A 26,392-nucleotide genomic window follows, 5' to 3' on the forward strand; every position below is an offset into this window, starting at 1 on the left:
TCGAGCCGTGCTGGTTTTACGTAGATAAATTTAGTGGGGCTCTTTGCATCTTTGATTAAAGGCATGTCATGGATAGAAGTATCGTGAGTAAAAATACGTTTTTAAAGTTTTTTATCACAAGAGTTGTTTTTTGTGTGACTTTGTTTCTATCAGGATCAGTGAGTTTGTCTTGGGGAGCCGAGACAAGCAAGGCATTGCTTTCTATTCCTGATTTAGCTTCTGAGCTTTTGGAAACAGTTGTGAATATTTCCACGGCGCAGACTGTTGAAGGAACAGAACAGGATGCAAACACCTCGGTACCCGTTATCCCAAAAGATTCATTGCTGGAGGAATATTTCAGTGATTTTTTTACACCCAAGGATGGTCAAAAAGATAGTCAATTTCAAAAGGTGCGTTCTTTAGGCTCTGGTTTTGTGATTGATGCGCAAAAAGGGATTATTGTTACAAATTATCATGTTATTGTAGATGCTGATGATATTGAAGTTAATTTTACGGATGGTACAAAACTAAAGGCAAAGCTTCTTGGAAAGGATAGCAAAACTGATTTGGCGTTGCTTCAAGTCGATGCAGGAAGTAAAAAATTAAAAGCTGTGCGTTTTGGTGACTCAGAAAAAGCACGTATTGGTGACTGGGTTATGGCTATTGGTAATCCTTATGGTTTTGGTGGAAGTGTGACGGTTGGTATTATTTCTGCACGTAATCGTGATCTTAATGCTGGTCCCTATGATAATTTTATTCAAACAGATGCAGCAATTAATCGGGGAAATTCTGGTGGGCCGTTATTTGATAGAAATGGTGAAGTCATTGGCATTAATACAGCAATTGTTTCACCTTCGGGAGGATCTATCGGTATTGGATTTGCTATTCCATCGGATATGGCTCTTTCTGTTATTAATCAATTGCGTGATTTTGGAGAAATAAGGCGTGGTTGGTTGGCTATTCGTATTCAGCCGGTAACAGAGGATATTGCAAAAAGTTTAAAATTGGACAATGCTGTGGGAGCATTGGTGGCTGGTAAAATAGAACAGACGGAAGAAAATAATGTAGATAATAGCCAGTTACAAACTGGAGATGTTATTCTTTCCTTTGGTAATTCCAAAATTAAGCATGCACGTGATTTGCCGCGTTTAGTTGCAGAAAGTTCAGAAGGAAAAGTGGTGGACGTTACTATTTTACGCAATGGGCAAGAAGCAACAGTAAAAGTTAAGCTTGGACGTTTGATTGAAACAGATCCAAATGAAGATACAGAAGAAGTTGATGATAAAAAAAATCAAGATCTGTCGAAAAACGTGACAATGCAATTTATGGGAATGACGTTATCTGAACTGACAGAGGATTTGCGTCATCGTTATTCAATTTCAGATAAACTTCGAGGACTAGTGGTGACATCTGTTGCACAAAATAGTGCCGCGGATAAAAAGCGTATTCGCGTTGGTGAAGTGATTGTTGATATCAATCAGAGTTCTATCACAACAATTGATGAGGCTAAAAAACGTATTCATAAATTACGTGAAGCTGGACGCAAAAATGCTCTATTTATTGTAGCGCGTCCAGATGGAGAGTTACGGTTCGTAACGCTCCTAATGGATTGATCCTTAAAAAATTATTTTTTGTTTTTTATCAGCCTTAGTGTGTGGGATATTTTGCAAGTCAGCCATGTGATGTCCAATATTTCTCAAGCTCATTTCACGATAGAGAGCATGGGGTGTGCAATATAAAATCCATTGGAAATCATTATATCTTTATGCTGAATATCAAAGTATAAATTGGTGTCATCATAGTATTTTTCAGTTCTCAATATTGTAACAGCCTAGACTTTGAAATGCTGCATAAGAGATATTGGTACACCTTTCTTAAGTCCATTTTTATCTCTGCTTGTGATGCGCACGTAAATGGTATTGATATGATACTTTATGAGGCTCTTATTATAAACCGGCGTAGCATGCTATTTTTATAGGAAAAAATAAAGCTATTTGATTGTATAGATTAAACTTAGTATTATTTTCATAAATGATGACAAAGAGTATATTTTTAATGGCCTTAACGGACAGAATTATTATAGCTGTGGTTTGTTATTGAATTATGATAGCAAAAAATGCTTGGAAATTCCTTTGGTGTTGTTATTAAGTCCATTTTTTCTTTTTTATAAGTTTCATAAGGGGCTTTGTCTTAAGGGGAATTTGTGTTCGTATTTTTGTTTGAAGTATTTACTCTATGATAATGGAGAGAAAATACAGGAAGGCTTTGGGGGTGTCTGCATGTTGCAATAAGTTATTGATTGGGAGAAATTGCTATTCATGACACAGAGAACAGTTACATTAATAGCAGGGCCAACGGCAAGTGGGAAGTCAGAACTTGCCTTGCAAATGGCTCAAGAAAAAAATGCTCTCATTATTAATACTGATTCAATGCAGGTTTATAATGTTTTAAATATTTTAACGGCACGGCCGGGGGAGGCTGATACCGCGATTGTTCCCCATTATCTTTATGGTCATGTGAGTCCTATTTTGAATTATTCAGTAGGGCAATGGTTGTGTGATGTCGAGAAGCTATTGACTACTTTTTCTTTAAGATCAGTTATTTTTGTTGGTGGGACAGGACTTTATTTTCGTGCTCTTTTAGAGGGGATTTCGGAAGTCCCTCATGTTCCAGATGTTGTGCGGCAGAAGTGGCGTTTGCTGCTTGATAAAGAGGGACCTGAAAGTCTTTATCGCCAGTTGTTGCAGATTGATGCTGTTGTTGCTGAAAAAATTTCTTCGCACGATAGACAGCGTATTGTCCGTGCTTTGGAAGTTTATGATGCAACCGGTAAGACGCTCAGTTGGTGGCAGAAACAAAAAACAACACCTCTCATTGCGCCGAATTTGACCGAAAAAATTCTTCTCATGCCACCACGTTCTCTGCTTTATGAACGTATTCATAAACGCTTGGATTCTATGATTGAAAGAGGAGCTTTAGAAGAAGTGGTGGCTATGAAAAAACTTAAACTTTCCCCTTCTTTACCAGCAATGAAGGCTATTGGTATACCTGAATTTATGGCTTATTTGGATGGATATAGAAGCTTTGAGAATGCTCTTGAAGCGGTAAAAATACAAACGAGGAGATATGCAAAAAGACAAATGACATGGTTTCGTAATCAATTTGATGAAGAATGGATGCTTACTTTTTGATAAAAGAGTTAGAGCTTTGCAAAGAAACTTATCGAAAGATAAAAGATAATTCGTGAAAAAGAAATTTTTTAGAAAATATAATTTTTTATTGACGAATGGTATCAATGGAATTAGAAATCTCTCTACAAGGAATTTTTTATATATTTTATACGTTGGAATAATGGGGGTAATCATACAGTATGTGTTGTGTAATGGGCTCCTTTGGGGGCTTTTTTTATGGGCTCCGTTAGGGGCTTTTTTATTGTCCTATAAAGTAGGTGAGTGGGAAAAATGAGAAATGATCCAAGAAAGCAAGAGAGTGCAGATGGAAAAATAATGTCTGGCGCTGAAATAGTGGTTCAAGCTCTTATAGATCAAGGCGTTGAACATATTTTTGGTTATCCTGGTGGGGCTGTTTTGCCTATTTTTGATGTTCTTTATCACCAAGATACACTCCAGCATATTTTGGTGCGCCATGAACAAGCCGCAGGGCATGCAGCTGAAGGCTATGCACGCAGCACAGGGAAGGTAGGGGTTATGCTTGTGACTTCTGGTCCAGGGGCAACGAATGCTGTTACACCTTTGCAAGATGCTCTTATGGATTCGATACCTCTTATTTGTTTTTCTGGGCAGGTGTCAACAACGGTGATTGGAACAAATGCTTTTCAAGAGGCTGATACAGTTGGAATTACAAAGCCTTGTACGAAGCGTAATTGGCTGGTTAAAAATGTCAATGATCTTGCGGCTATTATTCATGAAGCTTTTTTTCTTGCTCAATCAGGTCGTCCTGGGCCGGTTTTGATTGATATTCCTAAGGATGTTCAATTTGCTTCAGGATTTTATAGAGCACCTCAAGTTCAGGAGTCTTTACATTCTTTTCCATCGTTGAAAGGGAATACTAAGGCTATTGAATCTGCCGTTTCTCTTTTAGTTGAGGCAAAACGCCCTATTATTTATTCTGGTGGTGGTGTTATTTCATCGGGGATGAAAGCTATACAGCTTTTACGTAATTTGGTTCAATTGGGGGATTTTCCGATTACTTCAACATTAATGGGACTTGGTGCTTATCCTGCTTCCGGTAAAAATTGGCTTGGAATGCTTGGAATGCATGGAACCTATGAGGCTAATATGGCCATGCATGATTGTGATGTCATGTTAGCTGTTGGAGCACGATTTGATGATCGTATCACCGGGCGCCTTGATGCATTTGCACCTCATGCGCGTATTATTCATATTGATATTGACCCTTCTTCTATCAATAAAATTGTAAAAGCAGAAGTTCCAATTATTGGTGATGTGGCTTGTGTTTTAGGAGATATGACGCAACTCTTAAAGATACAGCAACCAGCGTTTAACAGTGAAGTCCGTGAGGCGTGGTGGACGCAAATTAACCGTTGGAAAGCTCGTAATTCATTGGCATATGCGGAGAAAAAAGATGTCATTATGCCGCAATATGCTCTTGAACGGCTGTATGCTTTTACCAAAGATGCGAATGCTTATATTACAACGGATGTCGGGCAGCATCAGATGTGGGCAGCGCAGTATTATCATTTTGATGAACCAAAACATTGGATGACTTCTGGTGGTCTTGGAACGATGGGGTATGGTTTACCTGCTGCTATAGGTGTTCAAATAGCGCATCCTGATGCGCTTGTTGTGTGTATTTCTGGTGATGCCTCCATTCAGATGAATATTCAAGAGCTTGCAACAGCTATTCAGCATGACACACCGGTGAAAATTTTCATTTTAAATAATCAGTATATGGGAATGGTCCGCCAGTGGCAGCAATTGCTGCATGGTAATCGTCTTTCTCATTCTTATACGGAATCTATGCCTGACTTTGTGAAATTGGCACAAGCTTATGGAGCCGTGGGAATTCATTGTTCAAAACCCGATGAACTTGATGATAAAATTCAGCAGATGATTGACTGTGATAAGCCTGTTCTTTTTGATTGTCGTGTTTATCATTTAGAAAACTGTTTTCCTATGATCCCATCGGGATGTGCTCATAATGAGATGTTATTACCCGATGAGGCAAGCGAAGAAGCTATTGCAAATGCTATTTCTTCCGAGGGAAAGATTCTTGTATAAAATGAATATGTTAACAAAATGGTGAAGGATGGTGATGATGAAGTCTTTGGAGTCTTCATCTCTGTCTCTTCTTTGTGGAGAGTTCCTATTATCCTTAGAGCTCATTTTATGATTTTCATTCTTTGTTTAAAGACATGGGGTGTATTATTATTTGTTCATCTAAAAAATGTTATAAGTCGTGTGCACAATTATGTTTGAATTTATTTGTACGCGATGTTTGTTTTTTTAATTCATATGTTCACATTAATAGCTATTTCGTTGCATTTTTTAGATAATACATTGAATTATCTGTTATAAATTAATTATGTTGTCTCATATATGAATGATTTCATCGTGCAAGAAAAAAAGCCACACTGCTTGAAGGGTGCAACCATGCAAGCCATTATGCCTATGAAAACAATAGAAAAGTTTGTTACTATGTTTTGGTTTTGCATTATGAAATTACTCCAAATAGCTCTTTCAGGGGCTTGATAGGAAAATCCCCCTAGCGGTTTGAAAGGAAGGGAAAAAATAACAAAAATCAAATGCAGCCATAGAAAACCAATAGGTCACCATAGCTTATAATCAGGTATGATTATGCGGGAGAAACCTATACATATGAGATGTATCGTCAATATATAAACCAGAATAATACTCAACATCATATCATTATCAGGATATTAACATTGAAAATTAAATATTCTTTCTTTTATTTGTTCTATATATCTATGATTCCATAAATCTGCAGACACAAACACTCTTTGAATCCATCGCATTGGATTTTCATAACTATCAAATGATCCAAAAAATTTATCTCTAGAGTGTAGGGCCATTCTATTATCAATGTATAATAATCTTCCTGGTTGTACATCAATTCCAAAAGATATAGCCTTAATAGCTTCATAAAAATGATCTAAAGCTTCCTTGGCTTTTTTTGACTGTGGCTCTAACATGCCTGATAAAAAACAGCGCTGATATCTGGGAATTCACCGTCCCCTTGAACGAGGGGCACTTTACTTGTAGAAGTTACCCCATTTTTTCTCCATCTATAGGGAACATTAATTATATATAAATTATCCCTTAAGCTCCTCAAATCCTCCTCACTTAAAAGTTTTAAAGCTAGACGTGCATCAGATATTCTCGTTAACGGACCATCAACACCATTGCGAACACCAGATAAAAGTATCCCCTTTAGGAGATAAATTTAAATCCGTTATAAATTTTAGTGCAGCATTTTCATATGAAAATCTAACTCAACTTCAGATCCTAATCCTGTATAATCTTTTTTATTATCCTCTAAAGGAACTAGGTTATTTACTATATGTTCGCCTTCAAACTTAATTGAATAAGGCTCTCCGATCAATAAAGAAAACATCATAATTAAATTTTCGCTAATATAGCCACTTTTACAAGACGCATCTAAATTGTAAGGATTAGGTGACATATTAATTTGTCTATCAACAGGAAGGTTTTCAAAGATTAAATATGGTCTAGGGGTAATAGACACCTTTTGGTTCATAAGAATTGTCAATATTCTATGTGGTAGCAGCGAAAATGCTATTTTTTTAACTCAACCGAATATTCAATACCACCGTATGGATCATAAATAACATGGTCTAAAGCCTCTCAAAGTTTGTCTCTTTCGACATTGCTCAACTAAAAAGTATTTTCCATTTATCATTATAATTTCCCCCAATTATATTTCCCTACTTTTTTATTAAAAAAGTGAAAAAACAATAATTAAAATCAGCCATGTTAGTAAATAAGTGTCTGTAAAATCTTGGATTAATCCAAATAATGGTGGAGTAGTAATAATTGCGATTTGATTTACAGATATTGCTAAACCCAGAGAAAACACAACGCTTTCTTTCGGCTTAAGAGTCTAAAATATAAGCAGCCCAAGGGCCATACTATCCCATTCCTCCAAAAACTAACCAAGCAGATAAAATAGTTAAATAAATTATGGATCCACTCATGCCCAAAATTAATATTAAAAATCAAAAAACGACTGCAATCATACAAAACAAGACAGGAAAAAACCGTCCTTTTCTACAATGATCACGCTACGCTGCTAAAATAATTCTTCCTAAGGCACCAGAAGCCTGTGAAACAAAAAATAAATAAGTACTTTTATCTAAAGACAGGTGATAGATTCTATAAAAATAGATCGTTATAAAAATGGTTAAAACATATTGAACGATCACAAGTGAAACGCTTGGAAAAATAATATTCTTCATATGAGGCGCAGCCAACATTGCAAGACGAGATCTTACATTTGCATAGAACGAAATTCTTGCCTTGCTTTTTGGAACGATAGCGATAACTTTTGCTGGTGAGTGATAAAAAATAATAAATATACATCCCCCTAAAAAAGAAACTATGGCACCGACCAAAACGCACCTTGTATGCCATAGACAAGCACACTAGCAGGAAGAACTATTCCAGCTAATGCCCCCACAACCTAATGTTAACCCCGCCTGCCTTATTCCCATTGCAAATCCGCGCTGCGATTGTGGAAACCATGAAGAAACAGATTTAGCGCCACCGGGTTGAGCAGAACTATAAAATTCCCCTATAATTAGCAAACAAACCAAAAGGGAAATATAGTTATCTGCGATTGCTCCCAACAAAAGAACGACAGAAACGCCGACCGCGCCAACTCCAACAATATAGCGCTCGTTAAACTTGTCTAGTAATTCGTCAGCTACAAGTAAGCCAATAATAGGTAGGAATTGCGCTGCTGAAGACAGCAAACCTATTTGAGAGTTACTAAGCGAGAAATCCTTCTTAAAAAATTCAGCTAAAGGACCAATCCCTTGAACAAAGAAGCAGGCTGATGCTTGAGCGATCGTGGCAACAAGCAATATAATCCATCTATAATAATTTTTTCCTATAAATTTATTATTGCTCACTCCGCCCCCCTCCAATTAAAGTGTATTCCAATGAAGTAGCCTTTTTTAATGATTGCAATAATAAATTGTGTATTTTATGCTGATTACATAAAAATCTGTCCATACTATTGGTATTAATATGAAAACTAAGGAATATGCTTAATTTAAGGAAATAAGCTATTATGTGTCGTGCAAATTTGATACGCTAGCGATATAAGATAAATTTTACAAACATTGGCTCAGCCGGCATTAAGCGCTCTTCATAAAAGATGCTATATTTTGGCAAGCTTTTTCAATATAATTCTCAAAGCTTTCTTCAGTCACATAGCCCAGATGTGGCGTGCAAAGAACTCTATCTGATTGCAATAATTTGCTCCCATATACTGGCTCGCTGTCATAAACATCCAGTGCAAAGTAAGTTGAATTTTCCAAATTTAGTATTTTTTCTATCGCCCCTTTTTCAACCAAAGCTGAACGCGCTGTGTTAACAAAAATAGCATGTGGTTTCATGCTCAATAGATCATCTAATTTTATGATTTCTCTGGTTTTATCGCTTAAACGTAAATGTACGGATATAATGTCAGGACGTGTAAAAAATTCATCTTTTGAATGCGTAAAATGATAACCTAAATTTTTTGCTTCTTGCGTTGAACGCTCGCTCCCATAAACTAAAATGGACATGCCAAAAGCTTGAGCATATTGAGCAACCATTTTACCAATACGCCCAAACCCGAATATTCCAAGAGTAGCCCCTTTCATTTGGTTGCCAAATGTTGTTTGCCAGCGTCCTTTTTTCATATCAGACACAGATTTATAGAGTTTTCTACGCGCAGACATAATTAAGAGCCAGGCAAATTCAGCAGCAGAAGTTGGATCTCCACCGTCTAATATTTCAATTCCTAAGTCTCTACAAGCTTCTATATCAATATGTGAACCTATAGGGCCTGTTTGGCAGATTAATTTTAAATTTGGCAGTTTTAGGAGAAAATTTCTATCAACTATAGTCCGCTCTCTGATTAAGATAAGAATATCTATCTCTTTAAGCTTATCTTCTAAATCACATTCTTTAGCTAAATTATTTATAACCAGCACTTCATGCGATTTCATTAATTTTGTAATAGACTGTAATGTTAGGGTGGCTTTTTGATAGTCATCTGGAATTAATATTTTCAATTTAAACCTTCCGTTTCATTCATCAATATTTGAGCTCATTATTTCATTTCTAAAACAACCAAAAAGCAATCTCATCGCTGATATTTTGACATAACACCAAGCCTATTAACAAATTATACCCCTTGATTTATTGTTATTTCTAGCAATAAGAATAGCATTAATCAGTTAGTTTTTATAAACTTTAAAACATTGCGACAAAAAGAAAAAGTTTAACTCAATAGATGGAGAATTGCGCTTTTCTCATATTCTAGAGGACGAACCTGAAGTGCTACGCTGGACTGAAGCCATGTCCCAGTTTTCTATAATAGACTACCAAGAAGGCCATACTTACGAACCATATTTTATTGTTGAAACAGAAAAAGCTCCATATTTGTGCGAGATAAAGCGTGCTTCATATAAGTGTGATGTCTCTCTTTATTCGTTGAGATATCACTTATTTGTAGCATGAAGAGTAAATTTATTAAAATCATAATGAGAGGGAGATAGGAACTTTATAGGTGTATCATCATAGGATTAAGTCGTTTTGTTGAGAGCTATTTTTATTTCTGCTAAAAGGTTTTTGATATATTTAATTATTATTTCGTAATAGTGGATGTACTTTATTTTTATGTGCAAGAAAGCTGATTGATTGTGTAAAATAGCGTTCAAAAATTACATTATTTTTATCCTGTTAAGGACATTTTTTCTAGTGAGGGTTTTGCAATTGCAATGCTCTTTTTCTCATTCTAAATTTTGGTTAGAAAAAGCGTATATAGGTGTTATTTTAAATTTAAGATATGCATCTTCCATTGTTGGTGTTACTGTCGTAAAAAATGATATTTTATTTGATACGCATAAGGTGTTACCAAGAAGATCGATGTATAGATAAAATTTAGATTGTTACAATATCTTGAAAAAACAATGGGTAAATAATTGATAATTGTGCTACGAAAGTTGTTAGATGGGCGTGTGTCAGCAATTCTTAATAAAAAGGTTTTTCTTGATAGTCGTTTTTTTTCAAAATACTGCTCTTTTTATGCAAATCTTATGTTGGTAAGCTATGCAGTTTTCACGGGAACAGGATAATGCATTGAAGGCTGTTGCCGCGTGGTTGAAGGAAGGGCGTTCTCCTCTTTTTCGCCTTTTTGGCTATGCGGGGACGGGTAAGACGACGCTTGCGCGCTATTTTGCAGAGACAGTTGATGGTTCTGTTCAATTTGCTGCTTTTACAGGGAAGGCGGCGCAGGTTTTGCGTTCTAAAGGTGCAAGCAATGCTTGTACGATTCATTCGCTAATTTATTGTCCACGTGGTGAAGAGGAAGTTTCCGATGAAATAACAGGAAAAAAATCTATTGCTCCAACATTTACGTTAAATCGAAGAAGTGCTGCTGCACAAGCTAAACTCATTATTGTTGATGAGTGCTCGATGGTAGATGAAAAATTGGCCCGTGATTTAATGAGTTTTCGAACGCCAATTCTTGTTCTTGGTGATCCAGGTCAATTGCCTCCTATATCAGGTGGAGGCTTTTTTTCTAATGGGGAACCAGATTTTCTTCTTTCAGAAATTCATCGGCAAGCGCGCGATAATCCGATTATACGTCTTGCTATGGATGTACGTGAAGGACGCGATATTGCTTATGGTGACTATGGAGAAGCGCGCGTTGTGACACGTAAAGAGGTCAATCAACAATTGGTTTTGGATGCTGATCAGGTCTTGGTAGGGGTTAATCGTACACGCCACCTTTATAATCAGCGTTTGCGTGTGTTAAAGGGATTTACAGCAGATTATCCACAAGCGGGAGATAAGCTGGTGTGTTTGCGAAATGATCCGATTAAAGGTTTGTTGAATGGCTCTTTATGGAAGGTGATGACTTCACAGAAGGAGACCGTTAAACCAAGTATTAATCTTCTTGTGAAACCAGAAGAAAGTGAGCGTGGGGTAGCAAAGATTAAACTTTTAAAAGCAGCGTTTGAAAACCCTGATCAAGAAATTTCATGGCAATTAAAAAAGCGATATGATGATTTTGATTATGGGTATGCATTAACGGTTCATAAGGCGCAAGGTTCTCAATGGAATAATGTCGTTTTGTTTGATGAAAGTTTTGCATTTCGTGATATGTATGCGCGCTGGCTTTATACGGGAATTACGCGCGCAGCAGAGCGTTTAACGATTGTTCGATAGAGAAAAATGTGTATATCATCTAAGTTTCAGATGGAAAATGCCTTTTTTCTATCTTGTTACACACTATAAAAAATGGAAATGGGTATGGCGGTAAAACTTTCGGTTAATCTTAATGCTGTTGCTGTTTTGCGTAATCGACGTAATCTTCCGTGGCCAAGTATAACGAATATTGGGCATATAGCGCTTGCTGCTGGAGCAGCAGGTTTGACGGTTCATCCGCGCCCTGATGAAAGGCATATTCGTTTTTCGGATTTGCCAGATATATACTGTTTAATAAAGAACACTTTTCCTACTGCTGAGTTTAATATTGAAGGTTATCCCAGTGATCAATTTTTAGATATCGCTAAAAACTATGCGGATCAGATTACCCTTGTTCCTGATGATCCAGATCAGTCAACGTCTGATCATGGTTGGAATTTTACTCATGATGCAGAATTTTTAGCACCTATTATTCAGAATTTAAAAAACAGAAAGATTCGTGTATCCCTTTTTGCTAATCCTACTGTCGATGGTCTTGATATTGCTAAAGCAATGGGCGCTGATCGTGTGGAATTTTACACGGGACCTTACGGTGGTGCATTTCAGGATAAAAAAAAACAAGATCAAGAGCTCAATAAACTTGTTTTAGCAGCAAGAAGAGCAAAAGAGTTGCAGTTAGGTATAAACGCGGGGCATGATCTGACACTTATGAATCTTCCTGCTCTTGTCAAAAATATTCCTTGGCTTGATGAAGTTTCTATTGGCCATGGGCTCATTGCTGATGCATTAGAGTATGGAATACATGAGACTGTTCAGCGTTTTATCCGGTTATTATCGTAATCTTTTTCTCTCTATAAAAATTGGAAAAGAAATTTTTATAGAGGTTTGCCAATTTATCTTAAAAAACAATTTTATATATGTTGAGATAAATAGCACTATTATCGTGCATTATAAATATTCTATTGTTCCTCTATTTATTGGTTGCTTTCTATCTTTTGTTTTTGAGTGTATGCGATGTTTTTTATTTGTACTATCCATTATGAGGAAGTTTTAAAATCTTCTTATTATAATTTCTTTGAATGGAGAAGAAATAGGGTTTTGAAAGTATTTCCCTTATAAAGGAATGCGTAGGATTTTAATGGATCAATACACAAATTTTCTTGATATTTGAGCGCATTTTTGGGTTATCTGTAAATAGTATAACGTAAAATCTCCTTATGAATAAGCTTAATGCAATAGGAGCTGTTAAATAGAATGATGATATCGACTTGTAGCTTTATGAAGTAAAGAGAGTGATGTGCAATAAATCTTACACTATTATAGGGAATTCTTGAAAAGGGCTTGAGCATATTAAAATTTTTTTATAAGGTGCCATAAATGGATAACATAATAGCCGTATGGGGGGCTTCTTCGTGTGAGAGGCGTGGATATTAAAGAACGTAAAAAGTAAAAACATCCTCTCTATTATTCTAAAGATATTGTTGTATATGCTTTTGAAGGTTGTATTAAAACAATACTTGTTATTTTGTAATTTTTCTTGCTATCCGTATTGATTTGGTTCATGTTAAAGATTGTATGTTGTATCTTAATTTTTAGAATATAGCGTTTTGTTGCACGATAAAAGAGTAGAATATTAGCTAAATTTTCTTTAGAAATCTTATTTTGTGTAATTATTGTTTTTGTAGAATAGCAGTTGAAGTTTATTTGGGGATCCGTATATGTTTTAGGAATGTTTGGGGACTACAGTTTTTTCTATGCAATATGTAAACTTTAAAATTATTCAATTGCTGTGTTCTTATAAGCGGTGTTTTTTGTCTTTATAAGTGTGTGATGCACTGTAGATAATGTTTCTTATTGAATAAAAATAATCTGAAATCCAGTTTAAATAGAGAAAGAAGGAATTTTTTATGCGTGTTTATTATGATCGTGATGCGGATGTTAATCTCATTAAAGGGAAAAAAGTGGCCATTGTTGGTTATGGTTCTCAAGGGCGTGCGCACGCTTTAAACTTGAAAGATTCTGGTGTTAAAAATGTGCAAATAGCTTTGCGTTCAGGGTCGGAAACAGTTAAAAAAGCCATGGCTGATGGTTTTGAAGTGGTGAGTGTTGCTGAAGCAGCAAAATGGGCAGATCTCATCATGATGGCAACACCAGATGAATTGCAAGCTGATATTTATAAGGAACATATTCATGATCATTTACACGATGGGGCAGCGATTGCTTTTGCGCATGGTTTGAGCATTCATTTTGGCTTGATTGAACCTAAAAAAAACGTTGATATTGTGATGATTGCTCCTAAAGGTCCAGGGCATACAGTTCGTCATGAATACCAACGGGGTTGTGGTGTTCCTTGCTTAATAGCGGTGGCGCAAGATGCTTCAGGGCATGCACATAATGTAGCATTATCTTATGCATGTGGACTTGGTGGTGGACGTGCTGGGGTGATTGAAACAACATTTAAAGAAGAGTGCGAAACTGATCTTTTTGGTGAACAAGCGGTTCTTTGTGGTGGTCTTGTTGAATTGATTCGAGCAGGTTATGAAACATTAACACAAGCAGGTTATGCACCGGAAATGGCTTATTTTGAGTGTTTGCATGAGGTTAAACTGATTGTTGATCTCATGTATGAAGGGGGCATTGCAAATATGAATTATTCGATTTCTAATACAGCTGAATGGGGTGAATATATGTCTGGTCCACGTGTGATTACGGATGAAACCAGAGCAGAAATGAAACGTATATTGAAAGATATTCAAACGGGTAAATTTACATCGAATTGGATTCAAGAATATAAAGCTGGTGCTGCTCATTTTAAAAGTATGCGGCGTTTAAATGATAATCATCCTATTGAAGAAGTGGGTAAAAAACTTCGTTCTATGATGCCTTGGATAAAATCGAATGCTTTGGTTGATAAAGAGCGTAATTGAAGATTCTACAGAGATATTTTGTCAATAGCTTTTATAATTTTATAGATAAATATAAAAAGGGTAACTTTAGTTACCCTTTTTATATGTTTTTTGTAATATAAGCTTTATTTTTTAATTTTTTGCATAATTCTTTTTCCCAAAAAGAAAGTATACAATTCCTAAAAATATGAACCATGCTGGAGTGTATTTTAAAGCTATGGCAGTGTCAGCTTCTAATGACAATAAATAGATAATGAATGCAAAGAAAACAAGAAGCGCCCAACACATAACAACACCTCCTGGCATTTTATAAGGAGAGACAGTATGCTGGAGAGGACGATTGCGGCGATAGACGATATAGCTGATCAAAATGATAGACCATACAAATATAAACAAAGTTGCGGCAATTGTCGTAACAATTGTAAAAGCAGCTATGAGTGTTTGAGATAACGATACAACGGCATAACCAAATAAGATGCATATACATGAAAAGAATAATGCGTTGGCTGGAACGTGGTTACGAGAAAGTTTTCCTAAAAATTTAGGAGCACCTTTTTGTGTTGCTAGCCCATATATCATACGGCTGGTAGAAAAAATTCCACTATTTGCTGAAGATGCGGCGGCTGTGAGGACAACAAAGTTCATCAAACCTGCAGCAGTTGGGATACCAATAAGTGCATACATTGTTACAAATGGGCTTTTTTCTGGACTGATTTGATCCCACGGCGTCACAGACATAATCACAAGAAGAGAGAATATATAAAAGAATACAATGCGGATTGGTATTGAATTAACAGCCTGTGGTAAAGCTTTTTGAGGCTCTTTTACTTCAGCAGCAGCTGTTCCAGCGAGTTCAATGCCAACAAAAGCAAAAATAACAATTTGAAATCCAGCAAAAAAGCCTGTAATTCCTCGCGGAAAAATATTCCCACCGTTCCATATATGGCTAAGAGAAGCAACCGTACCGTTTGGAGAGACAAAACCGGTAAAGATCATATAAAATCCTACAACGATTAGAACTAGAATTGCTACGATTTTGATAAAACCAAACCAAAACTCAAGTTCGCCAAATAGTTTTACGGCGACGAGGTTAAGAATTAAAAAGGACATAAGACCAATTATAACAGGAATCCACGGATTGAGCTCAGGCCACCAAAAGTGTGTATAAGTGACAATAGCAATAATTTCAGCAGTTCCAGTGACAATCCAACACAACCAATATGTCCAGCCGATAAAGAATCCGGCACATGGCCCTAGAAGATCGGTTGAGAAGTCAATAAAAGATCGGTATTGTGTATTAGAAAGCAATAACTCTCCCATAGCACGCATGACAAAGTATAGAGCACAACCAATAATTGCATAAACGAGTAGAATTGAGGGGCCTGCTACACTGATTGTTTTTCCTGATCCCATGAAGAGACCTGTTCCAATCGCTCCACCAAGGGCTATAAGTTGTATGTGTCGGTTATGTAGTCCACGTTGCAATTTCTTCTTAGGTTTTTTTTCTAAATTTTGTTTTTTCATTTTTGGGGAGTTCTCCTTAGTTATTTTTAAATAAAAATTACCCTAAAAAAGGTAATTCCTTCTATCGGAACACGCTATGGTTAAGGAGTAAAGGAATTTTTTTCTATGACTATATGTGAATAAAGCAAAAACATTATTAATTAATGGAATAATTATTTTATTTATAAGAAACAAAAGATAAATTGTATTATATTTTTTTGATTTTTTATGTTTTATACATAATTAATATATATAATATATAATATAATTTATATTATATATTATTATTATATGTATATAAATAATAATATATATTTATGTATATTTGTTTATAGTAATTTTTATATAAATATCTTTATATTTAAAATTATTTATTTATAGATATTGTTGTCTATATAAAAATATAAATAAAATTGTAAATTTATTAAATATAAAACTTTTTTATATAAATAAAATAAGTTTAAATAGTTAAACTATTATTTAAAACATTAAAAAATATATTTAAAATTTACATTTAAGTATTAATATTTAAAATTTATTACAAATAGAAAAATATTTTCATAGAATCTTTTTTTATTGCAGATAGCTATTAAGATATATTCTGTTTAGAGCTATATTTTTAATTTTGATAAAAAATTGAATATAATTTTTTTGGGGGGGGGGAGTTTTAGATAAAATCTCATGTTTTATTAGTAAACAATGTCAGTGAAGTTTATAGAGAGTTCTTTACAGAATAGCTCGTTCTTATCCTATTATACAGTAAAATACTGTTGTGTAGAGTAGTGATATAAAGCATATAACATTTTACACATTAAGTATTTTTAGAATGGGTGGTGAGTGTTCAGGGTAGGGCTAGCCCATAGAGCCTTATGTAGGTGAACCATATAAATGATCAGCAGCATTCCCCCTTAATAAGCTGGATTGTTTACAAACCGGTGCCGGTAGGAATCGTCGTTTTTTGATGTTTGGGGAGGAGGTTAAGTAGAAAAAGGGTAACTAAAATTACCCTTTTTTGAGATGTTTTTATGTATAGACTTTATTTGTTACCTTGAGTTATTTTTTTCTTTACAAACATAAAATACATTATACCTAAGAAAACAAACCAGAATATACTATATTTTAAGGCTAGTAGAGTATCAGCTTCTAATGTCAACAAATAGAGCATGAAAACAAAGAAAACTAAAATTATCCCACACATGATAACACCTCCTGGCATTTTATAAATGGATTCAGCGTGTAGATGAGGGCGATTGCGACGATACACAATATAGCTAATCAAAATTACAGACCATACGAATAAAAATGCAATAGCTGAAATGCTTGTCACAATTGTAAAAGCACTTATGAGGCTTGGAGAGAGTGAGGCAATTGTATACCCTATTAAAATACATAAACAGGAAAAGAATAGAGCATTGGCTGGAACATGGTATCTGGAAAGTTTACCTAAAATTGGAGGGGCACCTTTTTGTGTTGCAAGTCCATATATCATACGGCTGGTAGAAAAAATACCACTATTTGCTGAAGAGGCAGCTGAGGTAATAACGACAAAGTTTACCAAGCCAGCAGCTATCGGAATGCCTGCAAGCCAAAACATCGAGACAAAGGGGCTTTTATCTGGAACAATTTGATCCCAAGGTGTGACAGACATAATTACAGCGAGAGAAAAAATGTAAAAGAGTACAATACGGATCGGTATTGCATTAATTGCTTTGGGGAGAACTTTTTTAGGTTCTTTTACTTCAGCAGCGGTTGTTCCAGCAATTTCTATACCAACAAAAGAAAAAATGGCAATTTGAAATCCAGCAAAAAAACCTGTCATTCCTCGCGGAAAGATATTGCCATCGTTCCATACGTGATTGAGAGAAGCAACCGTACCATTGGGAGAGGTAAAGCCCGTAACGATCATATAAAATCCCACAACAATTAATGCTAAAATTGCGACGACTTTGATAAGACCAAACCAGAATTCAAGTTCACCGAATAGTTTCACGGCAAAGAGGTTAAAGATTAAAAAGACACTAATGCAGGTAAAAACGGTAAACCATGGATTGAGTGTTGGCCACCAAAAGTTCATATAAGTGATGATGGCAATAATGTCAGCAGCTCCAGTTACAACCCAGCTCAACCAATAGCTCCAGCCAACAAAGAAAGCGATTCCCGGTCCTAGCATATCGGTTGAAAAATCAATAAGAGATCGGTATTGTGAATTAGAAAGCAACAATTCTCCCATAGCACGCATGACAAAGTATAGAGCAAAACCGATAATAGCATAAACGAGTATGATGGAAGGACCTGCTACACTAATTGTTTTTCCTGCCCCCATGAAGAGACCTGTTCCAATAGCACCACCAATGGCTATAAGTTGTACATGTCGGTTGTGTAGTCCACGCTGTAACTTATTCTGAGAATTATCTTTTAAATTTTGTTTGTAGCTCATTTTTTGGGGGTTCCCTTTAATTATTTTGAGATTAAATTACACTAAAAAAGCATTATTTTGTATCGAAGCATGATATAAATGAGGTGTAAAGGAAAAAAACGTTTTTTATGATTTTGTGTGGATAAAGAAAAGAATATGTTTTAGGAATATGGTTTTGAAAAAAGAGAATGTTTTCCTCTTAAATAACGTAACAGATATTTGAATGGGGAGCTTTTTATTGTTATGAATAACAAATTAATTGTTCATTAAAAGACGTGGGGCTTTTAAAATTATTTCAGAAAGTTGTCAGGAGTTTTTATAATTTTTTGAAACTTATTATTTGTAATCAGTGCATTATTTATTATTATTCATAATGGTGAGAGTTTACTTTTTGCTCAAATAGCACTCGAGAGTTCTCATCTTAGTTTAAGAAACAATTTTTAATGGAAAATTAAAATGATTTTTAAATCATTTTTTTGTTTGTATGGTGCTATCATAAATCAAAAAGTTACTTTTGTTTCATAAACGAAAAGAGGAATATCATAGCTTATTTTTTTAAAAGTGATGAATAAGGATTTTGTTTAGATATTGGTAACATTTTATAAAATGTTGCGAGGAACTTACATTGTTTACACAAAGTTTACACAAACGTCCTTGAGAGTATGATAAAGAAATGCAACGTAATTCAGTTATACAAAGAAAAAAAGAACTGGGGATTGTATAAGCTCTGTTAGAGATTGAGCTATTCATAGTGAGAGACAGAATCAGGAAAAGATTGCTCTATTAACTTTACAATTTGTTATCAAAGATAAAACTGTTCCTGTCGCAATGTTAATCGAGCCTTTTACCCGCTGCTTTTTTAAGGCGGTACTGGCAAATGATATAAAAATGGTCATTAAAGTAAACCATGCAAAGATGTTGAAAGAATGTATTGTGACAAGTTCAAAACCTTTTTTAATGCTACCTCCAGAAGCTAAGAATTTTGGAAAAGCTGCTATGTAAAATATAGATACTTTGGGGTTTAGTATTTGTGTCAGAAAACCGTCCATATAGCTGGTTAAAAGCTTTGTTTAACTCGTAGCATGCTTTTCATTCGTTGAACTTCTTTCTTTTGAATTTAAGCTGTGTATTCCAGATTTAATTGATTTAAAGCCCATGTATAATAAATAGCTGCCACCCATGAGTTTTACTAAAAAAAACAGCGTTTTGTTGTTGAGAATGAGCGCTGATACACCTAGGTGTGGAAAATGCCCCATGCACATATGTTGCTGTACACAATCCTAAAACGTTTACAAATGCGTTCTTTCTTCCCAATCTCGTTGCATTATCGATGATAAGGGCCATATTCGGCCCCGGTGAGATGACTAAAAAAAATGAAACAATGAAAAAGGTCAGTATTTGATGATTCATTTTACTTTTAGCTCTGAAATTAATTGATTTTCGAGATACAATTCTATTCTGTCAAACTGAGAAAGTTTTCCGACACCCTGTGGAGTGCCTGTGTATATGAGATCACCACGTCTTAGCTGAATGTAGTGACTTAAAAATGAGATTATCTTCTCAAAGCTAAAGATCATATTTTTCGTATTGCCAACTTGTCTTGTTTCGCCATTCAACTTCATTGCAAAGGTTATTGGGTTGTTTATTTTTTCCTTGTTTATGAAGTCAGAGACGTATGCAGCGCCTTTAAATCCTTTCGATAAAAGCCAAGGAAGCTTTTTTTCTTTCAGTTTTGTTTGCAAATCCCGCGCGGTGAGATCAAGACCTATTGCTACGGCATCATAGCATTCTTCTGCTTCTGCCTCCATAATCATGAAAGCGTCCTTTGAGATTTTGAGCACAATTTCGGTTTCAAAATGTATTTCTTTGGAAAAATTAGGGAGATAAATTTCATTGCCTAAAACGAGTGAACTTTTTGGCTTGCTAAAGATAACAGGTTCATCTTCAACAACATTACCTAGTTCATGAACATGTTCAACATAATTGTATCCAACACAGTAGATGTCATTTATCATGGGAGCCCTCCAAATTTTTCATTTTCTCTTTGTATAGGCAAGAGAAAACTTTGCAAACAACATTTTTTCTTATATCGCGTTTTGCGTTTTCTGGAAAAGAAGCATTATGTGGGTTAATGACTAACCACGATGACAGCCCTTCGCATTATCCTCTTTTGAAGAGTGCTCAATCTTATAGTCTTTGAGATTATTTTCATTTTGATTGCTAATCTCCTGAAATTACTTTATTACTTAAAGAGTGATTTTGCTCGTCTACGCAGCGATTAGTAGAGTCTGAAAGCCCTAAAGTTCGATCATAAATGAGCCCACTCTGTGGGTGTCTCGGAATTATGGGATATTTTTCTATGTCTAGGTGCTATGAGCACTAAAAGTAAAAATCTGGTTCGTATTCAATATTTTCAGGCTCTCGGAATACTAATGCGAGGGTGCTCGCAACCGGCGGGGGACTTGAAAGTGAAAAGCAAAAAGCCACATTTTAACGACATTTCTATAGGCAAAAAATCGCTTTCAAAGAAAAATGCTGGGAATGTCGTAAAAGCAATTAGGGTACCAATTAGGGATAACTTTTCAACAAATCCAAAAGTATGAGAAAGTCTGTGATGATTAAAAAGAAGCAGACCGTGGCAAACTTATTATGGCATTTGGAACGGAGAAGATTTTTACCAGCTTTAAGATAGCACAACAAATAGCCGGAACTGGAGAGCGTGTTTTGTTTCTCGTGCCTTTTCTGGCTTTGATGTCATAAACGATAAGAGAATGGACACGCTATACAGAAGTACTGTTTCATTCCTTTGTGGTGTATTCTGATACATAAGTTGGCAAGCGTCGTAAAACAAAGATGCTGTTGTCGAACTCGATGTCTCAGATCTTGGCTCTATCAGCTACCAACTGATGTTCAAAAGCTTTGAAAAAAACAAATAAAGTCTTAGCGAATGCAATGACCGTGGTGTTTGCTACTTACCAATTAATCCAAGTGATTGCGGATGCGCAAGAGAAATACGGTTTATCAGAATTTGATCTGATCATTTATGAAGCAGCGCAGGTTAAGGCAGATAAGGTAGAACCTTTGGTTGTAGAAGCCAAGGAAGTAGCTGAGACTGCGAAGATAACAGCGGAAGAAGCGATGAATGTTGCGGAGCAAGCAAAAGAAGAGGCTGATACGACAAAGCGAGGGCTTGGAGAGGTCAAGAGTTCATTAGACACGGTGACAGCAACGACAAATTCTGCGAATACAGCCGCCTCTGAGGCAAAAGTGTTAGCGGAAGAAGCGAAGAGTGCATTGACAGAAGTTTAAGAGAAGGCACAGAGGAACAGTGACAGTCTTTCTGAACTTCAAAGTAAGGTAGGTTCTCTTTCCACTAATTTTTTAGAGAATGTGCGTTTTCATCAACCTGACAGAATTCTGGAAGCCGATCCGAAAAATAGAAAAGGTCTTGTGATCAATGACGGGGCATGTTTTCGCTTTTATCATGGTGAAGAGAATGGGGTAGGTACCTCTTTTACCGCATTCCAGGGCGTGGAAGGATGACTTTTGACGAAGATCTTGAAGCAGGAAAGGATTATTATATATATCTCATCTTAAAAGATCAGACGAATGAGCTATCCTTTGAGCTTTCGCAAAATCCGACGGCTCCTGATGGCTATACAAAGGATAATTCTGAAAAGATCGGTGGATTTCATACGCTATGTGCGGATGTTGGTGAGATTGAAGGTCATCTCTTATCGGGTTATCAAGCGGGGGATGTTTTGCCCAAGTCTGTCTGGTGTTTAAATCACCGCCCACGTAGTAGTCCAGAAGGGATGGTTTACAATCCGTGGCATAATATTTGGGTTGATATTTATCTTCAATCAGGGACAGGTGTAAATGCAAAGTCTGCCTATGGTGTTCCGATTACGACCAGTCGTAGCTATGCGGATCATGCATTTGATTTTTGGTCTGTTAGTAAGAGATTTTTGACGAGTGATGAGTTTTCGCCAAGCATGTATGGAAGTAATCAAGCAACCAGTATTGTCGGCAATCAAGCGCCTTCTCTTAAGACGTCTGGAGGACACGTTGATACAAACAATAGACGGATGATTTCGCATATCGGTTGTGAGGATGGTTGCGGTTATGTTTGGCAATATTTGTCTGGTTGTTATCCAGTGACTAAATGGCATACAGGGGAGCAAGGAAGCAGTTTACGTGTAGACATAAATGTTATGTTGGGAGGAGGCGATTGGACTGGTGGCTCTAACAATGATCATCTTGTACGGAATTTTGCGCATTCTCGTTATGTAGAAGATGAAAAAATAGGCGCCCGTGGATGTAGCGAGCCACTTTATTATAATTAACGCAAGATTGATTAGAACATCATTTTATCCAGCCCCACTTTTGTGGGGCTTTTTTTATGGAGCGTCAGATGAGAAAGATATCGAAAGAAGGATTGACACTTCATCTTGAAGTTTTAAAATCAAAGCTTTTTCTACTAAACTCATAATGTCAACCAGAGCAGCACAATCTTATCACTCATATTTTCATGCCTAGAAAATTGAGATAATGCCATCCATAAATCGCATAAGAAGTTAGTATTTACCTTCATTGCACACCTCCATGGATTTGTTCTCTCAAACATGCCGCCAATCCTTTAGGTGTGATTTTTGTTGAAGGCAGCACCTTTTCTGTTCCATCCGGTTTTTGAATGGTGATGGCAGAACAGTCCATGAATCCTTTGTTGATTTTATCCTGATTAAAGGTAACAATGGACCACTTGGAGCACGTCGATACACCCAATCATTTTTACGCAAGTAATCTGTTAAATCCTTTGGTCTTATCTCCAACATCTTCGCGGCTTCAATCAAACCAAACAAACCATCAGAGCGTTTTAAGCCTTCTAAAGCTTTTGCTTTTGGTGCTAATTCTGAAATAACATGGTTTTTCTGCTTAATTTGATTTTGTAGATGATTTAAGGCGCCAAGTAATACTTCGGGTTTGGAGTAATCAATTTGTGGAATAGCTACTTGTCTTTCCAACTCTTTCCAACGGTCAATTATCTTTGCTCGTAAGGCAGTGCTGTAACTAGAAACAAGAATTAAGCATTCACGCTTTGGCAGGTTATAACAAGGGCGGCTTTCACTTTTGTTATCAAGGTAGTGCCCACCAAAATCAACCTCCTCAAATTTGAGGGCGTTAAGTTCTTCAAGCGTTTTCTTGATGTCACGCATAATATTGTCATGCCTTTTGCCACATAATTCAGTAATTTCAATAATGGTATTCATAAAGAATTCTTAGATGTTAGACGTTCCTTAATGACATTCTAAAAGAGTGCTGGGCACTAAGAAAAACGGCATCTAGTCCGTCGTTACGCCTTTCCCCGAAGGGTGTTATATAGTATAGCCACACCTGACAAAGCTATTATATGCATGTAGCATACAATGAGTTAAAGCTTTTAAATTGCGGAAGATTAGTTATTTCGGCAACTAATCCGCTAGTTGTTTTGAGGCACCTGATTCGAAAATACCTATTACTATAGAATTGTTCAGCAACAAAAATTACTTTTTGCTAAGAAAACGTTTCACATACTGTACAGTGTACATATTGAAATTGTTATCTATCAATGAGTTAAGTGTACAATGTACAGTCAAATTGAAAATTCTGTCGCTAGCGATAGTTCGCACTAGCCTGTCCCGCAACGAAGCCAACCCGCTGGGAAGTACCTTTTATATTGATTTTATTGACTTTTTTATGGAAAAACAAAGCATAAGTGATAATCTGTTTTTAAAATTGCAATCAAAGTGTGTAATGCATAAACTCATAAGGATATGTAAGATATAGATAAAGCTTGAGAACATGATCTAGCCTTTCTTATTAGCAGCGTATTCTTGACGAGAAAGTTGTCTCTGTATATTTTTGGTTAATCTTTCATTGGCATATTGTGCAATAGCACTTGTAATCTCTGGCTTTGACATCACCCTAGCAATTGAGGGTTCCTCTTGTTTTGCAATGGGGAATTGATCTCCATCCGCTCTTTGAAAAACATTACCCTTCATCTTTTTTAAATCAACACGCTTTGGAAAACTCCCATCCTTGATAAAAACATGGGCAAGATTTGTTTTTTCCAAACAGTTGTGTAAGTCACGCCGCGTTTTGTTCTTTTGCTTTAAAAAATTTAAGAAGTATCGGTGTTCCAGAACGAATGATATCTGTCTCAAGAAACCTTGCTGTCGCCTTTTCTTTAATATAAATACCTTGCTTAACATGCTTTGATTGGGCAGATGTAACATCGGCAATTTGCTTTTCAGTAAAGCGTTCGACTGTTTTGCTGCGGTGTTTAGAGCATTACGCAAAGCCCAATTAAGGTGTGGTGCTTGAAGACTGGTGAAGGTATCCTTCACCTGTTGAAGATACCATTTTTGGTGGATGATTAACTTCAACGTCTAAGCCTTTTTAAGAGTAGGTGTTGATGATTGAGAGACTTTAGATGCTTTTGGTTTTTCGAGTAAGGTTTCTTCAGTCATTGGTTTAGATAATGTTTGTGCTACTTCTTGTTCTATCTGCTTAATTTGTTCAACTGTCTTTTTAGGTTTTGCTGTTGTTTTGACGTCAACAAAAGGTTTTGAGCATTGGCGCGCTTGAGACGTACGTAGACCTGATTAGAAACTTCAACAAATGGATTATTGGGTGTTGATGGTTCAAAGCGAACAGTGCTTTTATTGTCTCCAACAACACACATTGGCTTAGTGATGACAGTTTTCATCATTGCTCCTTTTGAGTCATAATTAATGACATCATTAGTCAATTATTGATTTTTATTCTGTGAAAAATTGATTAGCTGATTGTCAGCAGAAAAAATCATGATCTTATGCTTTTTTACTTTTTACCTAAAGTTGGTGTTTTTAAACATTAAAAAGTGTAGAAAAAATTCAAGTAAGAAATGTTGATAACCTTGCTAAGACTTCATCCATAATTATATATGGAATAGTTTCCATTCTTTTTCCATTACGCGCTACTATATCTAAAGCACGCGGTTGGTCACAGCGTATCACACCTGTTATATGCAGCCCTGTTCCCACCAATGAAACAGCAAAGCCTGCTATTCTAGCAAAATTTCCTCCACTCGTAATGGGCAAAACAATGGGTGTTTTTGTTAAACGATTAAACGCCTCCGGTGACACAATCAGTACAGGACGCGTTCCTTTTTCTCATAGACAGAGGTTGGGTCAAGCGATACAAACCAAATTTTACCCCGCTTCATTACAAGAGCTCTCTGCCAATAAGCTTAGCATCAAACCACTCTACATCTTTATCCGCAAAATCGTCCGAAGGATTACATTCGGCTAACAATTCTTCAAGAGTGTAATTTTGCGATATTTGTGGTTTCACAACCAATTGTCCATTATCAATAGCTAAACCCACTTGCATATTTTCAGTAAGATGAAGAACATCAAACAATGCAGGCGGTATAGAGAGCATAACGGATCCTCCAACTTTACGTAATTTTGTTGTGCATAAAACGCCCTCTCTAATATTATATAAAAATATAACATAAGGCCCATGATTCAATAGCTTTTAATGCTTTTGTGTAAATGTTTAAGAAGCGCATTTAGAGCAATACGCAATATACTCTGAATAAAGTCAATATTTTTTTAATTTCTGAAAAACATAAAAATATAAAAGTTATAATACCAAACAAGGCTCTTAGCTGCTTATCTGTAAACATATTTATTTCTTGCGGTTTTCGATAATTTTTTGATCTCTCTGTTGATCTCGTCTATAAGAGGTTCGTAATTGAGAATGCTTTTCGGAATATCACCACCGTAAACCCATGCTTTTACTTGCGCTTTGGTACTAAAATCCGCATTCTTAGGTGTTTTGTAATACTGACCACCATCAAACTTTTCACACTCTCTTGTGCCGTCTTCGTATTCGTAGAGGTTGTAAAAATACTCCTCTGTCCCATCCCCCATGGGGCATACCCACTGCCGTTGCAACAAACCTCTTTCGCATGGGTTGTTTACGGTTTTTTAAGAATAGATGTTTTAAAATGAACATACTTTAATCCTAATTTTACAAATTTGTCTATTTGCCTCAAATTTGACCGTACAGAGCGTTTTATAAGATAGGTTTTTTATCATAAAATCTTTAAATCACTC

17 protein-coding genes and 7 pseudogenes are annotated in these 26,392 nt (G+C 36.0%); 9 read left to right on the forward strand and 15 right to left on the reverse strand.

Translation table 11 applies throughout. The annotated features are described in order from the left end of the window. Positions 1–68 precede the first annotated feature (68 nt). The 3 genes from ACFIMA_RS03360 to ACFIMA_RS03370 all read left to right on the forward strand — a co-directional run bounded on the left by ACFIMA_RS03360 (position 69) and on the right by ACFIMA_RS03370 (position 5,240). Positions 69–1,592 carry a Do family serine endopeptidase gene (locus ACFIMA_RS03360; RefSeq protein ID WP_375638325.1) on the forward strand — a complete coding sequence of 508 codons (1,524 nt, stop codon included), beginning with the start codon at positions 69–71 and terminating at the stop codon, positions 1,590–1,592. 705 nt (positions 1,593–2,297) lie between these two features. Next, the gene (miaA, locus tag ACFIMA_RS03365) at positions 2,298–3,170 is read left to right on the forward strand and encodes a tRNA (adenosine(37)-N6)-dimethylallyltransferase MiaA (protein ID WP_375693109.1); all 873 of its coding nucleotides are present in this window, start codon (positions 2,298–2,300) and stop codon (positions 3,168–3,170) included. 270 nt (positions 3,171–3,440) lie between these two features. Further along, positions 3,441–5,240: an acetolactate synthase 3 large subunit gene (locus ACFIMA_RS03370; protein ID WP_375613385.1), complete on the forward strand. Its 1,800-nt coding sequence runs from the start codon at positions 3,441–3,443 to the stop codon at positions 5,238–5,240. A gap of 659 nt (positions 5,241–5,899) precedes the next feature. Here ACFIMA_RS03370 and ACFIMA_RS03375 read toward each other — a convergent pair. From ACFIMA_RS03375 to ACFIMA_RS03395, 5 genes are all read right to left on the reverse strand, one after another. Then, entirely contained in the window at positions 5,900–6,172 is a 273-nt protein-coding gene (locus ACFIMA_RS03375) for a TauD/TfdA family dioxygenase (protein WP_375613386.1), read from the reverse strand. A 269-nt stretch (positions 6,173–6,441) separates the two neighbouring features. Beyond that, positions 6,442–6,738 (reverse strand): hypothetical protein, encoded by a 297-nt coding sequence (locus tag ACFIMA_RS03380; RefSeq protein WP_375613387.1) that lies wholly within the window; start codon positions 6,736–6,738, stop codon positions 6,442–6,444. A gap of 544 nt (positions 6,739–7,282) precedes the next feature. Further along, positions 7,283–7,612, reverse strand: coding sequence for a hypothetical protein (locus tag ACFIMA_RS03385; protein WP_375613389.1), 330 nt, complete (start codon positions 7,610–7,612; stop codon positions 7,283–7,285). Positions 7,613–7,642: 30 nt separating this feature from the next. After that, positions 7,643–8,131, reverse strand: coding sequence for an MFS transporter (locus tag ACFIMA_RS03390; RefSeq protein ID WP_375693110.1), 489 nt, complete (start codon positions 8,129–8,131; stop codon positions 7,643–7,645). Positions 8,132–8,359: 228 nt separating this feature from the next. Next, positions 8,360–9,283, reverse strand: a complete 924-nt coding sequence (locus tag ACFIMA_RS03395) for a D-2-hydroxyacid dehydrogenase family protein (protein ID WP_375693111.1) — start codon at positions 9,281–9,283, stop codon at positions 8,360–8,362. Positions 9,284–10,322: 1,039 nt separating this feature from the next. On the opposite strand from ACFIMA_RS03395, the gene ACFIMA_RS03400 reads away from it, so the two are divergent. The 3 genes from ACFIMA_RS03400 to ilvC all read left to right on the forward strand — a co-directional run bounded on the left by ACFIMA_RS03400 (position 10,323) and on the right by ilvC (position 14,350). Then, positions 10,323–11,444, forward strand: a complete 1,122-nt coding sequence (locus ACFIMA_RS03400; protein ID WP_375612026.1) for an ATP-dependent RecD-like DNA helicase — start codon at positions 10,323–10,325, stop codon at positions 11,442–11,444. Positions 11,445–11,528: 84 nt separating this feature from the next. Beyond that, positions 11,529–12,263, forward strand: a complete 735-nt coding sequence (locus ACFIMA_RS03405; protein WP_375632585.1) for a pyridoxine 5'-phosphate synthase — start codon at positions 11,529–11,531, stop codon at positions 12,261–12,263. Between the two features lie 1,067 nt (positions 12,264–13,330). Next, positions 13,331–14,350 carry a ketol-acid reductoisomerase gene (ilvC, locus tag ACFIMA_RS03410; RefSeq protein WP_375612028.1) on the forward strand — a complete coding sequence of 340 codons (1,020 nt, stop codon included), beginning with the start codon at positions 13,331–13,333 and terminating at the stop codon, positions 14,348–14,350. Positions 14,351–14,461: 111 nt separating this feature from the next. Here the strand turns inward: ilvC and ACFIMA_RS03415 are convergent, their stop codons facing one another. From ACFIMA_RS03415 to ACFIMA_RS03430, 4 genes and pseudogenes are all read right to left on the reverse strand, one after another. Beyond that, positions 14,462–15,853 carry an amino acid permease gene (locus ACFIMA_RS03415; protein ID WP_375632584.1) on the reverse strand — a complete coding sequence of 464 codons (1,392 nt, stop codon included), beginning with the start codon at positions 15,851–15,853 and terminating at the stop codon, positions 14,462–14,464. A gap of 1,015 nt (positions 15,854–16,868) precedes the next feature. Beyond that, positions 16,869–18,269 (reverse strand): amino acid permease, encoded by a 1,401-nt coding sequence (locus ACFIMA_RS03420; protein ID WP_375613396.1) that lies wholly within the window; start codon positions 18,267–18,269, stop codon positions 16,869–16,871. 743 nt (positions 18,270–19,012) lie between these two features. Then, positions 19,013–19,510: pseudogene (locus ACFIMA_RS03425) on the reverse strand (LysE family translocator). A gap of 144 nt (positions 19,511–19,654) precedes the next feature. After that, positions 19,655–20,263, reverse strand: a complete 609-nt coding sequence (locus ACFIMA_RS03430) for a fumarylacetoacetate hydrolase family protein (RefSeq protein ID WP_375678133.1) — start codon at positions 20,261–20,263, stop codon at positions 19,655–19,657. A gap of 357 nt (positions 20,264–20,620) precedes the next feature. Here ACFIMA_RS03430 and ACFIMA_RS03435 point away from each other — a divergent pair. From ACFIMA_RS03435 to ACFIMA_RS03445, 3 genes and pseudogenes are all read left to right on the forward strand, one after another. Then, a pseudogene (locus ACFIMA_RS03435) lies at positions 20,621–20,795 on the forward strand (transcriptional regulator); the annotation flags it as partial. A 372-nt stretch (positions 20,796–21,167) separates the two neighbouring features. Further along, positions 21,168–21,557 (forward strand): hypothetical protein, encoded by a 390-nt coding sequence (locus ACFIMA_RS03440; RefSeq protein WP_375693112.1) that lies wholly within the window; start codon positions 21,168–21,170, stop codon positions 21,555–21,557. Between the two features lie 230 nt (positions 21,558–21,787). Further along, a complete protein-coding gene (locus ACFIMA_RS03445) occupies positions 21,788–22,594 on the forward strand; it encodes a hypothetical protein (RefSeq protein ID WP_375693113.1) in 807 nt (268 codons plus the stop codon). A gap of 244 nt (positions 22,595–22,838) precedes the next feature. Here the strand turns inward: ACFIMA_RS03445 and ACFIMA_RS03450 are convergent. The 6 genes and pseudogenes from ACFIMA_RS03450 to ACFIMA_RS03475 all read right to left on the reverse strand — a co-directional run bounded on the left by ACFIMA_RS03450 (position 22,839) and on the right by ACFIMA_RS03475 (position 26,291). Further along, a pseudogene (locus ACFIMA_RS03450) lies at positions 22,839–23,518 on the reverse strand (phage antirepressor KilAC domain-containing protein). A gap of 576 nt (positions 23,519–24,094) precedes the next feature. Further along, positions 24,095–24,673: pseudogene (locus ACFIMA_RS03455) on the reverse strand (hypothetical protein). 3 nt (positions 24,674–24,676) lie between these two features. After that, positions 24,677–24,996: pseudogene (locus ACFIMA_RS03460) on the reverse strand (hypothetical protein). Positions 24,997–25,162: 166 nt separating this feature from the next. Then, positions 25,163–25,494, reverse strand: a pseudogene (locus ACFIMA_RS03465) (type II toxin-antitoxin system PemK/MazF family toxin). Then, positions 25,494–25,712 carry an antitoxin gene (locus ACFIMA_RS03470; protein WP_375613730.1) on the reverse strand — a complete coding sequence of 73 codons (219 nt, stop codon included), beginning with the start codon at positions 25,710–25,712 and terminating at the stop codon, positions 25,494–25,496. Before ACFIMA_RS03470 ends, ACFIMA_RS03465 begins: the two are co-directional and overlap by 1 nt. Before the next feature lie 233 nt (positions 25,713–25,945). Further along, a pseudogene (locus ACFIMA_RS03475) lies at positions 25,946–26,291 on the reverse strand (hypothetical protein). Between the last annotated feature and the right edge of the window lie 101 nt (positions 26,292–26,392).

Source organism: Bartonella sp. AP88HLJMH, assembly GCF_042195605.1.
Lineage (GTDB): Bacteria > Pseudomonadota > Alphaproteobacteria > Rhizobiales > Rhizobiaceae > Bartonella.